The 13695-nt window shown below is 68.7% G+C and carries 14 protein-coding genes; 7 read left to right on the forward strand and 7 right to left on the reverse strand.

What is annotated here, in order from left to right; genetic code table 11:
• Window positions 1-4 precede the first annotated feature (4 nt).
• A complete protein-coding gene (locus tag AC5Y5V_RS17270) occupies window positions 5-886 on the reverse strand; it encodes an acyl-CoA thioesterase (RefSeq protein ID WP_499937623.1) in 882 nt (293 codons plus the stop codon).
• Window positions 887-1022: 136 nt separating this feature from the next.
• Between AC5Y5V_RS17270 and AC5Y5V_RS17275 the strand changes: the two genes are divergently transcribed.
• From AC5Y5V_RS17275 to AC5Y5V_RS17285, 3 genes are read left to right on the forward strand one after another with little or no spacing between them, the layout of a single operon-like run.
• The gene (locus tag AC5Y5V_RS17275; protein WP_499937625.1) at window positions 1023-1841 is read left to right on the forward strand and encodes an SMP-30/gluconolactonase/LRE family protein; all 819 of its coding nucleotides are present in this window, start codon (window positions 1023-1025) and stop codon (window positions 1839-1841) included.
• Between the two features lie 16 nt (window positions 1842-1857).
• On the forward strand, window positions 1858-2679 hold the full coding sequence (locus AC5Y5V_RS17280) for a thioesterase family protein (protein WP_499937627.1): 822 nt from the start codon (window positions 1858-1860) through the stop codon (window positions 2677-2679).
• 10 nt (window positions 2680-2689) lie between these two features.
• Window positions 2690-3238 (forward strand): TetR/AcrR family transcriptional regulator, encoded by a 549-nt coding sequence (locus tag AC5Y5V_RS17285; RefSeq protein ID WP_499937629.1) that lies wholly within the window; start codon window positions 2690-2692, stop codon window positions 3236-3238.
• On the opposite strand, the gene AC5Y5V_RS17290 is transcribed toward AC5Y5V_RS17285, so the two are convergent.
• The 3 genes from AC5Y5V_RS17290 to AC5Y5V_RS17300 are packed head-to-tail and all read right to left on the reverse strand — an operon-like array spanning window position 3235 to window position 6444.
• Window positions 3235-4575 carry an FAD-binding oxidoreductase gene (locus AC5Y5V_RS17290; RefSeq protein ID WP_499937633.1) on the reverse strand — a complete coding sequence of 447 codons (1341 nt, stop codon included), beginning with the start codon at window positions 4573-4575 and terminating at the stop codon, window positions 3235-3237. The genes AC5Y5V_RS17285 and AC5Y5V_RS17290 overlap by 4 nt on opposite strands.
• Before the next feature lie 12 nt (window positions 4576-4587).
• Complete coding sequence (locus AC5Y5V_RS17295) at window positions 4588-5328, reverse strand: glucose 1-dehydrogenase (protein WP_499937636.1); 741 nt, start codon at window positions 5326-5328, stop codon at window positions 4588-4590.
• A gap of 15 nt (window positions 5329-5343) precedes the next feature.
• Window positions 5344-6444: an NAD(P)H-dependent amine dehydrogenase family protein gene (locus AC5Y5V_RS17300; RefSeq protein WP_499937638.1), complete on the reverse strand. Its 1101-nt coding sequence runs from the start codon at window positions 6442-6444 to the stop codon at window positions 5344-5346.
• A 100-nt stretch (window positions 6445-6544) separates the two neighbouring features.
• Here AC5Y5V_RS17300 and AC5Y5V_RS17305 point away from each other — a divergent pair, with 100 nt between their 5' ends.
• From AC5Y5V_RS17305 to AC5Y5V_RS17315, 3 genes are all read left to right on the forward strand, one after another.
• Window positions 6545-7924: a PE family protein gene (locus tag AC5Y5V_RS17305; RefSeq protein WP_499937640.1), complete on the forward strand. Its 1380-nt coding sequence runs from the start codon at window positions 6545-6547 to the stop codon at window positions 7922-7924.
• A gap of 101 nt (window positions 7925-8025) precedes the next feature.
• The gene (locus tag AC5Y5V_RS17310; RefSeq protein WP_499937642.1) at window positions 8026-9462 is read left to right on the forward strand and encodes a PE family protein; all 1437 of its coding nucleotides are present in this window, start codon (window positions 8026-8028) and stop codon (window positions 9460-9462) included.
• 63 nt (window positions 9463-9525) lie between these two features.
• Window positions 9526-10920 carry a PE family protein gene (locus tag AC5Y5V_RS17315; RefSeq protein ID WP_499937644.1) on the forward strand — a complete coding sequence of 465 codons (1395 nt, stop codon included), beginning with the start codon at window positions 9526-9528 and terminating at the stop codon, window positions 10918-10920.
• Between the two features lie 11 nt (window positions 10921-10931).
• Here AC5Y5V_RS17315 and AC5Y5V_RS17320 read toward each other — a convergent pair whose 3' ends face one another.
• Window positions 10932-11561, reverse strand: a complete 630-nt coding sequence (locus tag AC5Y5V_RS17320) for a TetR/AcrR family transcriptional regulator (RefSeq protein WP_499937647.1) — start codon at window positions 11559-11561, stop codon at window positions 10932-10934.
• A 174-nt stretch (window positions 11562-11735) separates the two neighbouring features.
• Between AC5Y5V_RS17320 and AC5Y5V_RS17325 the strand changes: the two genes are divergently transcribed.
• Window positions 11736-11861 carry a hypothetical protein gene (locus tag AC5Y5V_RS17325; protein ID WP_499937649.1) on the forward strand — a complete coding sequence of 42 codons (126 nt, stop codon included), beginning with the start codon at window positions 11736-11738 and terminating at the stop codon, window positions 11859-11861.
• 68 nt (window positions 11862-11929) lie between these two features.
• On the opposite strand, the gene AC5Y5V_RS17330 is transcribed toward AC5Y5V_RS17325, so the two are convergent.
• Both AC5Y5V_RS17330 and AC5Y5V_RS17335 read right to left on the reverse strand, forming a co-directional pair.
• Complete coding sequence (locus tag AC5Y5V_RS17330) at window positions 11930-13354, reverse strand: NAD(P)(+) transhydrogenase (Re/Si-specific) subunit beta (RefSeq protein WP_499937651.1); 1425 nt, start codon at window positions 13352-13354, stop codon at window positions 11930-11932.
• Window positions 13351-13692, reverse strand: a complete 342-nt coding sequence (locus AC5Y5V_RS17335; RefSeq protein WP_499937719.1) for an NAD(P) transhydrogenase subunit alpha part 2 — start codon at window positions 13690-13692, stop codon at window positions 13351-13353. Before AC5Y5V_RS17335 ends, AC5Y5V_RS17330 begins: the two co-directional genes overlap by 4 nt.
• Window positions 13693-13695 lie beyond the last annotated feature (3 nt).

Here is a 13695-nt window from a genome sequence, read left to right on the forward strand (position 1 = left end):
GGATTTAGAACCGTGCCGCGGCGTTGATCGCGGTGTCGGTGGTGCGCAACGGGCGGATCAGCGACTCCTGCGCGAAGGACGCCAGCAGCGCGCCCTCTTCGGAGTGCACGGCGCCGCGGACGTACGACATCCCCGCGCCGACCTGGGTGCTTTCGTGCGTGTACAGCAGCCAGCCGTCCCAGCGCACCGGTTCGTGGAAGGCGACCGAGATCGTCATCGGCGCGGTCGACACCGTCAGGTGCGCCTGTGCCGTCCCGATGCCGGCGTGCGCGCGCATGGTGGTGGAAATCCCCAGGTGGCCGGTGAAATACGCGATCAGGGCTTTGGCCAGGTCGTCGCGCGTCGGGATGGGGTCATAGTGCAGCCACGCGTAGAGCTCCGGCGGCCCGACCTCGTCGGGGCTGTTGACGTCGACCACGTCCACCAGCCGCAATTCCCGCCCGGTCATCGGCATCTCGGACACATTGGCGTCGGCGGGCCCCGCGACGTCGGGCCGTGGCAAATGGTGCCGGATGACGTCGTCGGTGGGCACATCGGCCAGCACGGTCACGCTCACGCAGCGGCGTCCGTTCTGGTGCGCCGCCACGATCGCGGTGGCGGTGGACCGTCCCTCGGACACCACGTCGAGGACCAGTTCGACGGGCGGGCCGACCATGACGGCGCGGGAGAACACCGCGTGCGCCGACCGCACCGACTTGTCCGGGAAGCGTTTCGCCACAGCGACAATCGCCTGCGCGACCACCTGGGTGCCCTCAACCACCTGCCGGCCGTCCTGGCCGTCCACACCCGTGAGGCCGGTGAACCGGTCCGGCCCGTCGGCCGCGGCGTCGAACAGGTCGAGCAGCCCCTCGACCGACCACTGAGCCTGATCCGATTGCGTGGTCAAATCCGCCTCACCCTCTCGTTAGCAGCCAAAGGCTCAGCGTGACACTCTGAGCAACATTTGTAAAGCTCAGCGCCGCGTTGACAGCGACACCCGAGATACGTGACACTTTTGCGGTGTTTTGTAAAGGCGGGAGCGGATGAACCCGGCGCCCCTGGCCAACGGGTTCTGCTTCGGCGAAGGGCCACGCTGGTTCGAGGGACTGCTGTGGTTCTCCGACATGCTGGGCGAGGCCGTACACACGTCCGACCTGCGTGGCTCGTTGACGACGCTGCCCCTGCCCGGGCACTTCCCGTCGGGCCTGGGGTTCCGGCCCGACGGCTCACTGCTGATCGCCTCGGCCGACGACCGCCAGGTGTTGCGCTACGACGGCGAAACCGTGGTCACCATCGCCGACCTGACCGACCTGGTGCCGGCCAATCTCGGCGACATGGTGATCGACGACGACGGGCGCGCCTACATCGGTTCGCAGGCGCGCGACGCGGGCGTGATCGTGCGCCTCGATCCCGACGACCGCGCTCACGTCGTGGCCACCGACCTCGACTTTCCCAACGGCATGGTCATCACGCCGGACCGTTCGACGCTGATCGTCGCCGAGTCCGTCGCGCGGCGCCTGACGGCCTTCACCATCGGCGCGGACGGCGCCCTGAGCGATCGCCGGATCTTCGCCGACGGCCTCGACGGGCCACCCGACGGGATCGCCCTGGACGCCGAGGGCGGGGTTTGGACGTCGATGACGCTGGCGCACCAGTTCGAGCGCATCGTCGAGGGTGGCATCGTGACGGACCGCATCGACATGGGGGACCGCGTCGCCGTCGCCTGCACCCTCGGCGGTCCGGAGCGCCGTACCCTGTTCCTGCTGTCCAGCACCGACGCTTATCCCCAATGCCTGGTGGGCACCCGACTTTCGCAGCTCGACGCCGTCACCGTTGCCACGCCCGGCGCGGGCCGACCCTGATCCCGAAGAGGTGACCATGTCCGACTCGTACTACGAGCTGATCGACGGCAGCGACGCGCTGGGCGAGAAGTTCCGGGCCACCGACCTGGCCCGCGGCACCTGGTCGGCGTCGATACAGCACGGCGCGCCGGTGTCGGCGCTGCTGGCGCGGGCCCTGGAACGCTGCGAGCGGCGCGACGACACCCGGCTCAGCCGGGTCGTGGTCGACCTGCTGGGCCCGGTGCCGGCCGAGGGCGACCTGTGGGTGCGTTCGCGGCTGGAACGCGGCGGCAAGCAGATCGAGCTGGTCACGGCCGAGCTGCTGGCGGTCGGCCCCGACGGCCAGCCGCGGCCCGCCGCCCGGGCCAGCGGTTGGCGGCTGCAGCGGCAGGACACCCAGGCCGTCGCGCACGCGCCGGAGCCGCTGCCGCGTCCGGTCAGCGAGGCCCGCAACCGCGACCTCAAGGCCCGCAGCTGGGACCGCAACTACGTACACAGCCTGGAATGGCTCTGGCTTACCGAACCGTTGAAACCGGGTCCGGGGGAATCATGGATCAGACCGATCTCGGACCTGGTCGCGGGCGAAACGATGACGCCGCTGGAGCGGCTGTTCGCCGTCGCCGACTGCGCCAACGGCATCGGCAGCAAGCTGGACATCACGAAATGGACGTTCCTCAACACCGATCTGGCGGTGCACGTGTTCCGGCTCCCGGAGGGCGAGTGGATCGGCATCCGCGCGGAGACCAGCTACGGGCCCGACGGCATCGGGACGACGATCGGGACGCTGTTCGACGAGCAGGGTGCCGTCGGCGCGATTCAGGAGTCGGTGCTGGTGCGACGGCGCCCCGAACGTGGTTAGGGTCTCAGATATGAGCCAGGCGGCCCAGATACCCGACTTCGGCGAGGCCGATCCCTCGACTCGCCAGCGCATCCTCGCCGCCACCGCCGAGGTGCTCGGCCGCAGCGGGAAGACGAAGCTCAGCCTCTCCGACGTCGCGGCCCAGGCCGGGGTGTCGCGGCCCACGCTCTACCGCTGGTTCGCCTCGAAGGAGGAGTTGCTCTCCGCGTTCTCGCGCTACGAGCGGCACAGCTTCGAAAGCGGGCTCGCCAAGGCGACCGTGGGACTCAAGGGTGTCGAAAGGCTCGATGCCGCATTGCGATTCATCGTCGAATGGCAGTACTCGTACTCGGGAGTGCGGATGGTGGACGTGGAACCCGAACACGTCATCTCGCAGGTCTCCCGGGTGATTCCGGAGATGCGCGAAGGTCTGCAGCGGCTGCTGCCCGGGCCCAACGCAGCGGTGAAGGCCGCGACGGTGATCCGGATCGCGATCTCGCACTACATCGTGCGCAGCGACGACGCCGACCAGTTCCTGGCGCAGCTGCGGCACGTCGTCGGCATCAAGAACGTGGGCTAGTCGAACAGCACCGCCGCGTTGAGGAAACCGGTCGGGTCGAACGCCGCCTTGACGGTCCGCATCGCGGCGATGTCGGCGGCTTCGCGCGACATGGACAGGTAGGGGCGCTTGCGGCTGCCGACGCCGTGTTCGGAGCTGACGTTGCCGCCGCGCTCGGCGATCAGATCCATCATCGCCGCGTACAGCCCCGGTTCGGCCTCGGTGGGGCAGCGCAGCACGTTGAGGTGCAGGTTGCCCTCGCCGATGTGGCCGAACAGCACCGGCAGCGCGTCGGGCACCCGCGACCCCACCAAAGCCGTTGCGGCCCTGGCGAATCCGCCCACCGACGACAGCGGCAACGACACGTCGAACTTCAGCGGCGGGCCGTAGAGGCCCAGCACATCGGCAAGCGATTCGCGGACCCGCCACAACCGTTGCTGCGCGGCGACATCGACGCCGACGGCGGGCTCGCCGGACATCCGCATCCCGTCGAACAGGGCGGCCAGGCGGTCGGTCTGATCCTCGTCGGCGGCCAGTTCCACCAGCAGCATCCACTGCCCGTCGACGGGCGCGGGCACCCCGAGATGCTCGCCGGTCAGCGCGGCGACGCGGGCGTCGATCAGCTCCAGCGCCGCGATCCCGTCGACGTCGCGCAACACCCGGCCGGCGTCCACCAGCGCTTCGAGGTCGTCGAACCCACACACCGCCGTCACCCGGTGCGACGGCGTGGGGTGTAGCCGCAGGTCCAAAGCGGTGATCACCCCCAGGGTGCCCTCGGCCCCGATGAACAGCGCCGGCAGGTCGTAGCCGGTGTTGTCGCGGCGCACCCGGCTGTGGCGGCGCAGCACCGAACCGTCGGGCAGGGCCACGTCCAGGCCGACGACCTGCTCGGCCATGTTGCCGTAGCGGACCGTGCGCAGGCCCCCGGCGTTGGTTGAGGCCATGCCGCCGACGGTCGCGGTGTCACGGGCGGCCAGGTCCACACCGAACACCAGGCCCGCCGCCACCGCCGCCGCCTGCACCGCGGCCAGCGACGCCCCGGCGCCAGCCACCACTCGGCGCTCCACCGAGTCCACATCGCTGACGGCACACAGCCGCTCGGTGGACAGCAGCACGTCGTCGTGTTCGGGCACGGTGCCCGCCACCAGCGACGTCCGGCCGCCCTGCACGGTCACGTAGGCCCCGGCGTCGCGGCACACCCGCAGGACCTCGGCGACCTCGTCGGCGGACCCCGGCCGCACCAGCGCGCCGGCGCGCCCCCGGTAGCGGCCGGTGTGGTCGACGCTGCGGCCGGCCAGCACGTCGGGGTCGGTGCTCACGTGGCTGGACCCGACCGCCGCCGCGAGGCTGGCCAGCATGCTCACGAGGCTCTAGAACTCCTTGTGGTTGACGTCCGTGATCAACCCGCCGTCCATCACGAACTCGCTGCCGGTGGCATAGGACGACTCGTCGCTGGCGAGGAACAGCACGAACGTCGCGACCTCACGCACCTCGCCCGGCCGCCCGAGCGGGATGGTCACCATGTCCTGCGGCAGATGGGCGGTCATCGGGGTCCGGATGAACCCGGGGTGCACGGAGTTGACGCGGATGTTGTGCGGCGCCAACTCCAGGGCCGCCGACTTCGCCAGGCCGCGCACGCCCCACTTGGACGCGACGTACGGGTGCACGGCGGGCGCGCCGCGCAGGCCCTCGATCGAGGACACGTTGATGATCGAGCCGCCGCCGGCCGCGATCATCGGGTCGACGGCCACCCGCATGCCCAGGAAGGTGCCGGTGAGGTTGACGTCGATCACCCTCTGCCACTTGGCCAGATCGAAATTGCGCAGCTGCCCGAGCGCGACGGTGCCTGCGTTGTTGACCAGCACGTTGAGCTTGCCGAATTCGCCGACCGCGGTGGCGACGGCGGCGTCCCACTGGTCGGGCTGGGTCACGTCGAGATGGACATACCGCGCGGCGTCGCCGATTTCAGCGGCCAGCGCCTTGCCCTCGTCGTCGAGGATGTCGCCGATCACCACCTTGGCGCCCTCGGCGACCAGCAGCCGCGCGTCCTCGGCGCCCATCCCGCGGGCCCCACCGCTGATGAGCGCAACCTTGCCGTCTACCCGTCCCATCTGAGTCCTTTCGGTTTAGTTGGCTACCAAATCGGTTGGCGCGTAGAGACCTTTGCCGGTGACCAGCGGCAGGTCGAGTGTGCTCCGGATGCCCGGCGGGGCGGCGATCACCGTCGGGATGGCGTTGACGATGCGCCCCGCGGCGCCGGCGATCGCGGCGTGGTTGTGGTCGCCCTTGCGGCTGGTTGGCACGATGTCCACCGCGTAGGACGGCTCGCCGGTGATCTCGATCCGGTACGAGCCGCCGCCCGACGCGGGCTGCGGCAGGTCGGGCCGCAGGTCGGGCCGCAGCCGGGTGATGTGCTCGATCACGATGGCCGGGTGGCCCTTGACCATCCCGCGGATCTCGAACTGCAGCACCGCCTGGGTCCCCTTGGCCACGTGTCCCACCGCGATGTCGAAGTCCTCGGGCGCCGGCTCGCGCTGACACGATTCGGTGATCTGGTCGACCTCGATGCCCAGGCCCGCCGCCAGCTGACGGATCGCGGTCCCCCACGCGATGCCGAGCACGCCCGGCTGCAGCAGCATCGGCACCTCGTCCAGCGGCCGGGCGAACCCCATGTAGTGCATGACCTCCGCGCCGTCGTAGCTCGCGTAGTCGTGGATCTCCATGCAGCGCACCTGCTCGATGCGCTGGCAGGTGCCGGCCAGCGCGAACGCCAGCAGGTCGTTGACGAAGCCGGGGTCGACGCCGGTGATGAAAATGCTCGAATTGCCCAGCCGCGCAGCCTCTTCCACGCGGCCGATGTACTTGTCGGGGATCACGCCCCACGGGTACTGCAGCAGCCCCGGTGAGGATCCGACGACGTCGACACCGGCGGTCAGGATGCGCATCACGTCGGCCATCGCGTCGGGCAGCCGGGTGTCACCCATGGCGCAGTAGACGACACAGTCCGGCTTGGTGGCCAGCAGGGCATCGAGGTCGTTGACCGCCCTGACGCCGGTGACGGTCGGGGCGTCCAGGCCCACTCCGCACAGCTCGCCGGCGTCGCGGCCCACCTTCTCCGGCGTGGACACGCAGACGCCGGTCAGTTCGAACAGCGGGTTCGTGATGAGTTCGGCAAGGGCCAGTCCACCGACATTGCCGGTGCCGACGTGGGCGACGCGGATCGCCATGCGAGTCCCTCCGTCCCTGGTACGAAGACTGAAACTTTTCTAGACAGTAGTCCATAATTTTCGGGACGCCGCACCGGGCCGGACTTAGAATGGCTCCCCGATGGCACAGCTCGCTGACGTCCAGTACCTACACGCCGCTCCCGGGGTGCTGGCGACCGCGGCCACCGACGTGGCGGGCATCGGCGCGACGATCAACGCCGCCAACGCCTCCGCCGCGACGGCGACGACCGAGCTGCTGGCGGCCGCCGGTGACGAGGTGTCGGCGGCCGCCGCGGCGCTGTTCAGCGCGTACGCGCGGGGCTACCAGGCGGTCCTCACGCGGGCGACGGCGCTGCAGGACGGTTTCACCCGGGCGCTGGCCGCGGCGAGCGGCGCATACGCGCAAGCCGAGGCCACCAACGCGGCGCTGGTGACCGGCTCGCAGGTGGCGTTCATCATGGGCGGCACCGGGGGACCCAACCCCGACGCGGCGTATCAGGCGGCCGTGCAGAACTTCTACATCCAGCCGCATTACCCGGGGTACACCTCGTCCGCCCTGTACACGCCCGAGCAGTTTGCGCCGTTAACCCCATGGCTGGGCAACCTGACCCTCGGCCGGTCCATCGCCCAGGGCGTGACCGCGCTGGACACCGCGATCAACGGCCTCGGCCCGACCGACAGCGCCGTCGTTTTCGGCTACTCCCAGAGTTCGGTGATCGCCACCAACGAAATCCGCGCGCTGATGGCGCAGGGCGCGCCACATGCCGGCCACTTGGCGTTCGTGTTGACCGGCAATCCGAACAACCCCGACGGCGGCTTCCTCGAGCGCTTCACCGGCCTGTACCTCCCGGGTCTGGACATGGACTTCAACGGCGCCACACCGCCGGATTCGCCGTACCCGACCTACACCTACTCGCGCCAATACGACGGCGTCGCCAACTTTCCGCGCTACCCGCTGAACGTGCTCGCCGACGTCAACGCCGCCCTCGGCGCCCAGTTCGAACACTTCTACGCGGGGTTCGCGCCCGCCGACGTCGCCAACGCCGTCGAGCTGCCGACCTCGCCGGGCTACACCGGCGACGCGCACTACTACCTGATCCTGACCAAGAACCTCCCGCTGCTGGACCTGTTCCGGTACAACGCGACGGGGAACGTGATCGCGGACCTGATACAGCCCGACCTGCGGGTGCTGGTCGACCTGGGCTACGGCAGCACGGGCCAGGAATACGCCGACATCCCCACCCCGGCCGGGTTGTTCTCGCTACCCAACCCGTTCACCGTCGTGCCGTATCTGGGGCTGGGCGCGGTCCAGGGGGTGCAGGCCGCGATGGTCGATGTGGGTTGGCTGCCGTCGTCGCACCTGCCGGACGCGTATCCGTACCTGCCGGCCCCGGACCCGGCCCTGCACGTCTACCTGGGCCAGCCGAGCGTCACGGGACTCTCGCTACTGACGGGGGCGCTCGGCGAAGCCGCCGACAAGCTGGGCCTGATTCCATTCTGATTCCAGAGCCCAAAATGGCTGACTTCCTGGCCCGACCGCTCTACCCTACCTGTTAGTACCTCAAGTACCTCATACCCGCGGTTACGGGGAAGGACGGGGAGATGGGTCAAGTCATTGCCACCCCCGAGCTGTTGGTATCGACAGCCGCCGACGTGGACGAGATCGGTGCGGCGATCAGCGCCGCGAATGCGGCCGCCGCGGCCCGGACCACGAAACTGTTGGCGGCGGCCCAGGACGAAGTCTCGACCGTCATCGCGCAGTTCTTCGGCGAATACGCCGACGAGTACCAGGCCGTCCTGCGGCGCGCGTCGACGTTCCCCAGCGAGTTCACCCGGGCGCTCACCGCCGCCGGCACCGCATACGCCGAGGCGGAGGCCGCCAACATCGCAGCCCTGACGTCCGGGACCACGGCGACGCCCGCGGTGAACCTGCTGGCCGTTTCCACGCGAGTGGCCCTGATCATGGGCGGCACGGCCAACCCGTTGCCCGACTTCTCCTACCTGTCGTCCGTCAACGCCGCGTATATCCAGCACCTCTTCCCCGGCGCCCTCTTCCAGGGACAGTTCACGCCCGAACAGTTCTGGCCCGTCACGCCGCAACTCGGCGGAATGAGTTTCAGCAAGTCCGTCTCGGAGGGTGTGACCGCACTGCGCGGCGCGGTGCTGGACCAGATCAACAACCAGGGTCACGCCGTCACCGTTTTCGGCTATTCGCAGAGCGCGACGGTCGCCAACAACCTCATCAAAGAGTTCATGGCGATGGGCACCGGCGCGCCCAACCCCGCCGACCTCTCCTTCGTGCTCGTCGGCGACCCCAACAACCCCAATGGCGGTCTGCTCTCGCGCTTCCCCGGGTTCTACATCCCGTTCCTCAACGTCGATTTCAACGGCGCGACCCCGCCGAATTCGCCGTATCCCACGACCATCTACACCGCCCAGTACGACGGCATCGCGCACGCCCCGCAGTATCCCCTCAATGTGCTGTCGGACCTGAACGCGTTCCTCGGCTACTTCTTCGTGCACAACACGTACCCGTTCCTCACGCCGGACCAGGTCGCCAACGCCTGGCACCTGCCGACGTCGCCGGGCTACACGGGCAACACCGACTACTACATGATCCCGACGCAGAATCTGCCGCTGGTCGAGCTGATCCGGATGATCCCGTACGCGGGTCCCCCCATTGCCGACATCTTCCAACCGACCCTGCGGGTGCTCGTCGACCTCGGCTACGGGAGCGGCGAGTACGCCAACCTGGCCACGCCCGCCTCGCTGATCTCGGTACCCAACTGGCCCGTCGTTGCCCTGGATCTGGCCAGGGGTGCCGTCCAGGGGCCGTATGCCGCCGCGGTGGAGATAGGTGTCGAGGCCGGATTCTGGGGACCGGAGTGGTTCCCGCAGGCCTATCCGTGGGTGCCGTCGCCGGACCCGCACCTGCACCTCAACCTGGGGCCACTGATCAACCAGTCGCCGGTGACGGGGCTGTCGCTGCTCAGTGGCGCCATCGGGCTGCCGCTGCACCTGATTCCGGAGTTCTACTGAGCATCTGCTGACCTTCTCCCCCGCCCGCCGGTACCGTGAGGGACGGGGTTGGGGGGCATCACCATGAAAGACCTGTTCACGGTTCCGGAGGCGCTGGCCTCGACGGCCGCCGACGTGGCGGACATCGGGTCCGCGATCGAGGCCGCCAATGCGGCCGCCGCGGGTTCGACATCCGGGCTGATGCCCGCGGCCGCAGACGAGGTGTCGACCGCGGTCGCGAAGCTGTTCGCCGGATACGGCGCGGAGTACCGGGCGCTCGTCGAGCGGGCCGGGGCCTTTCCCGGCCAGTTCACCCGCGCGCTCGCCGCGGCCGGTAGCGCCTACGCCGGAGCCGAGGCCACCAACGCGTCGCTGATGTCGGCCACGTCCACGACCCAAGCCGACGTGGCGCTGATCATGGGCGGCACCTGGAACCCCGACCCCGACCTGGGCTATCTATCCAGCGTCAACGCCGGCTTCCTCCGGCTCCTGCCCGGCGCCCAACCGCTACCCCTGCACACGCCCGAGCAGTTCTGGCCGGTCACGCCCGAAGTCGGCAACATGACGTTCGGCCAGTCCGTCGCCAAGGGCACCGACCTGCTCAACACCGCGATCCTGGACCAGGTCAACAACCAGCACCACACCGTCGCCGTCTTCGGCTACTCGCAGAGCGCGACCGTAGCCACGAACGAAATCCGCAACCTCATGGCGATGGGTACCGGTGCGCCCGGCCCGGGCGATTTGTCCTTCGTCCTCGCCGCGAATCCCAACAATCCCAACGGGGGCCTGCTCGAACGCTTCAACGGCTTCTACATCCCGCTGCTCGACGTTGCGTTCAACGGCGCCACGCCACCGAATTCACCCTGGCAGACCTCGATCTACACGATCCAGTACGACGGCGTCGCCGACGCCCCGCAGTACCCGCTCAATGTGGTGTCTGACCTGAACGCCATCATGGGCTACCACTACCTGCACAGCAGCTACCCGTTCCTCACGCCCACCCAGGTGGATGGCGCGGTGCAGCTGGCGACCTCGCCGGGATACACGGGGAACACGCAGTACTACATGCTCCTGACGCAGAACCTGCCGCTGCTGGAGCCGGTCCGGCAGATTCCCAACGTGGGCGGACCGATCGCCGAACTGATCCAGCCCGATCTTCGGGTGCTGGTCGACCTGGGCTACGGCGACATCGGCACCGGCGCCAATTACGCCGACATCCCCACCCCCGCGGCGCTGTTCTCGCTGCCCAACCTGGGCAAGGTCTCCACCTACCTGGCACAGGGAGCCGTGCAGGGAGCGCAAGCGAGCCTGGTGGAACTCGGCCTGTTGCCGCAGTCGGTCTTGCCCGACGCCTACCCCTACCTGCCGTCCGTGGATCCCGGGCTACACGTCTACCTCGGCCAGCCGAGCGTGACCGGGGTATCGGTGCTGGCCGGCGCGCTCGGGGATGTGTTGGAGCTGATCCCGCCGATCGCCTGAGCGGCTCTGGGCTAGCGCCTGGCCCCCAGCGGCGACTGCTCGCGGATCTCCGGATCGCGGATCAGTCCCCGCAGCAGCGACGTAGAGAACTCGGCGGCGATCTCCTTGGCCGTGCGCCGCCCGCTCGGGCGCAGCCAGCGGTAGCTGCCCAGCGTCATCCCGATGTAGCCGAGCGCGACCACGTGCGAGTCGCACGGATAGAACTCGCCACTGGCGATCCCGCGGTCGATCAGGCCGTGCACGTGCTGGTAGACCTGCGCTTCCTTCTCCCGGACCTCGGCGACCTGCTCGGTGGTGAACCACTCGGTGATGTAGGGCTGCTCCTGGAAGTACACCGCGGCCCGTTCGGGATCACCCGCGATGCCGGTCAGTAGCCGCACCGTGTACTGGTAGAGCGCCTCGCGGGCGGTCCACGTCGGGTCGTCGTGGACGGCGGCCAGCGTGCCCTCGGCGGCCTGACGATAGATGTCGAACAGGATCAGCGACTTGCTGGCGTAGTAGTGGTAGACGGTGGCCTTGTTCAGCCCGATCACGTCGGCGACGTCGTCCATCCGGGTGCCGTGGTAGCCACGTGCGGCGAACAGCTTGGTGGCCACGGCCAGCAGCTCCTCGCGGCGCGTCAGCCCGTTTTCGGATGGCATCTACGTCTCTCTATGGGTCTCCCGACGGCGCCGGGTCGCAGGTCTCGGTAAGGAAAGCTACCAATCAACTAGTTGGACAGTTTAGGCAAGGCCCCGGTACCTGTCGCACAGACACGGATGCGACTACACTTCGGAGACGAACTTGGTCGCGGGGCAAGTCGAGAGGTGGGTGGAATGGATCCGAATCCGGACTACGACGCGAGCGACGAGATCGAATACTTCTTCCGGTACCTCACCTGGGGGCTGCGGGGGGTTGAAGACGGCAACGGGTACCCCCCTCCCGCGTATCCGCCCGTCTAACGAGCTGCAGCACCCGCCGGCCGGCGCCCCGAGGGCGTCGGTCGGTCTTTGCTCTCAGGGCTGGACGCTTAGAGCGCCTTGAGTTCCTCGGCCACCTCGGTCACCGATTTCTTCGCATCGCCGAACAGCATGGTGGTGCCCTCGCCGTAGAACAGCGGGTTGTCGATGCCGGCGAACCCGGAGTTCATTGACCGCTTGAGCACGATGACCGACTTGGCCTTGTCGACGTTGAGGATCGGCATGCCGTAGATGGGGCTGGACGCGTCGTTGCGGGCCGCCGGGTTGGTGACGTCGTTGGCGCCGATGACGATCGCGACGTCCGTGCGCGCGAACTCGTCGTTGATGTCGTCCATGTCCTTCATGGCGTCGTAGTCGACCTCGGCCTCGGCGAGCAGCACGTTCATGTGCCCGGGCATCCGGCCGGCGACCGGGTGGATCGCGTACTTGACCGCCACGCCCTTGTCCTCCAGGAGCGCCGCCATGTCCTTGACGGCGTGCTGGGCCTGTGCGACGGCCAAGCCGTAGCCCGGCACCACGATCACCTGGTTGGCGTACGCCATCTGGATCGCGGCGTCGGCGGCCGAGGTGGCCTTGACGGTCTTGTCGCCGCCGTCACCGCCGCTCGGCGCCACGCCGCCGCCGCCGAAACCGCCCGCGACGATCGCCGGGATGGAGCGGTTCATCGCCTTGGCCATCAGGTTGGTCAGGATCGAGCCCGATGCGCCGACGATCATGCCGGCCACGATCATCGCGGTGTTGTTCAGCGCCAGCCCCGCCGCCGCGGCCGACAGGCCCGTCATCGCGTTGAGCAGGGAGATGACCACCGGCATGTCGGCGCCGCCGATCGGCAGCACCACCATCAGCCCCAGCACCCCGGCGGCGGCCAGCAGGCCGATCATCCAGAGCAGCGGCGCCCCGCCGCTCTCCGGGTGCGCGTGGATGCCGACCACCACCGCGGCGGCGATGGCAGCGGCGAGCAGCAGCAGGTTGACCGGCTGCTGCAGCTTGCCCAGGCCGATCGGGCGGCCCGGCAGGATCTCCTGCAGCTTGCCGAACGCGATGATCGAGCCCCAGAACGAGATCGAGCCGATGATCGCCGCGAACAGCGAGGCCACCACGATGTGCACGGTCGGCTCTTCGTGGTGCTGGAACGACGAGAAGCCCTTGGTCTCCATGAATTCCGCGAGCGCGATCAGCGCGACGGTGCCGCCGCCGACGCCGTTGAAGAAGGCCACCAGCTGCGGCATGGCGGTCATCTTGGTCAGCCGGGCCGGCGGCACGCCGAGCCCGATGCCGACCACCAGGCCGGCGATGATCCAGATCCAGCTCTCCGTGTGGCGGATCTTGATCAGGGTCGCCGTCACAGCCAGCGCCATGCCGACCGCGGCGATCAGGTTGCCGCGCACCGCGGTCTTGGGCCCGGTCAGACCCATCAGGCCGTAGATGAACATCGCGAACGAGATGACATACAGGCCGATCACCAGGTAGTTCATTTGGCGGCCGCCTCTTTGTCGGCGGCGTCCGGCTTGGCGGGCAGGGCCTTCTTCTTGCCCTTGAACATGCCCAGCATCCGGTCGGTGACGATGAAGCCGCCGATGACGTTCAGCGTGCCGAACACCACCGCGACGAACAGGATGATCTGCACCGCGAGCGATGGGTGCTCGACCTCGCCGAACACCACCAGCGCGCCGAGCACGACGATGCCGTGGATGGCGTTCGTGCCCGACATCAGCGGGGTGTGCAGGGTGTTGGGCACCTTCGAGATCACCGCGAACCCGACGAACCCGGACAGCACCAGGATCGCCAGGTTGGAAAGCAGTTCGTCATACATGCC

Source organism: Mycobacterium sp. NGS68 (genome assembly GCF_059812195.1).

Coding starts and splice junctions, on each gene's coding strand:
- AC5Y5V_RS17320 (WP_499937647.1), bottom strand. CDS start 11,561: ATGCCATCCGAAAACGGGCTGACGCGCCGCGAGGAGCTGCTGGCCGTG.
- AC5Y5V_RS17295 (WP_499937636.1), bottom strand. CDS start 5,328: ATGGGACGGGTAGACGGCAAGGTTGCGCTCATCAGCGGTGGGGCCCGC.
- AC5Y5V_RS17315 (WP_499937644.1), top strand. CDS start 9,526: ATGAAAGACCTGTTCACGGTTCCGGAGGCGCTGGCCTCGACGGCCGCC.
- AC5Y5V_RS17280 (WP_499937627.1), top strand. CDS start 1,858: ATGTCCGACTCGTACTACGAGCTGATCGACGGCAGCGACGCGCTGGGC.
- AC5Y5V_RS17310 (WP_499937642.1), top strand. CDS start 8,026: ATGGGTCAAGTCATTGCCACCCCCGAGCTGTTGGTATCGACAGCCGCC.
- AC5Y5V_RS17275 (WP_499937625.1), top strand. CDS start 1,023: ATGAACCCGGCGCCCCTGGCCAACGGGTTCTGCTTCGGCGAAGGGCCA.
- AC5Y5V_RS17325 (WP_499937649.1), top strand. CDS start 11,736: ATGGATCCGAATCCGGACTACGACGCGAGCGACGAGATCGAATACTTC.
- AC5Y5V_RS17330 (WP_499937651.1), bottom strand. CDS start 13,354: ATGAACTACCTGGTGATCGGCCTGTATGTCATCTCGTTCGCGATGTTC.
- AC5Y5V_RS17285 (WP_499937629.1), top strand. CDS start 2,690: ATGAGCCAGGCGGCCCAGATACCCGACTTCGGCGAGGCCGATCCCTCG.
- AC5Y5V_RS17290 (WP_499937633.1), bottom strand. CDS start 4,575: ATGCTGGCCAGCCTCGCGGCGGCGGTCGGGTCCAGCCACGTGAGCACC.
- AC5Y5V_RS17335 (WP_499937719.1), bottom strand. CDS start 13,692: ATGTATGACGAACTGCTTTCCAACCTGGCGATCCTGGTGCTGTCCGGG.
- AC5Y5V_RS17300 (WP_499937638.1), bottom strand. CDS start 6,444: ATGGCGATCCGCGTCGCCCACGTCGGCACCGGCAATGTCGGTGGACTG.
- AC5Y5V_RS17305 (WP_499937640.1), top strand. CDS start 6,545: ATGGCACAGCTCGCTGACGTCCAGTACCTACACGCCGCTCCCGGGGTG.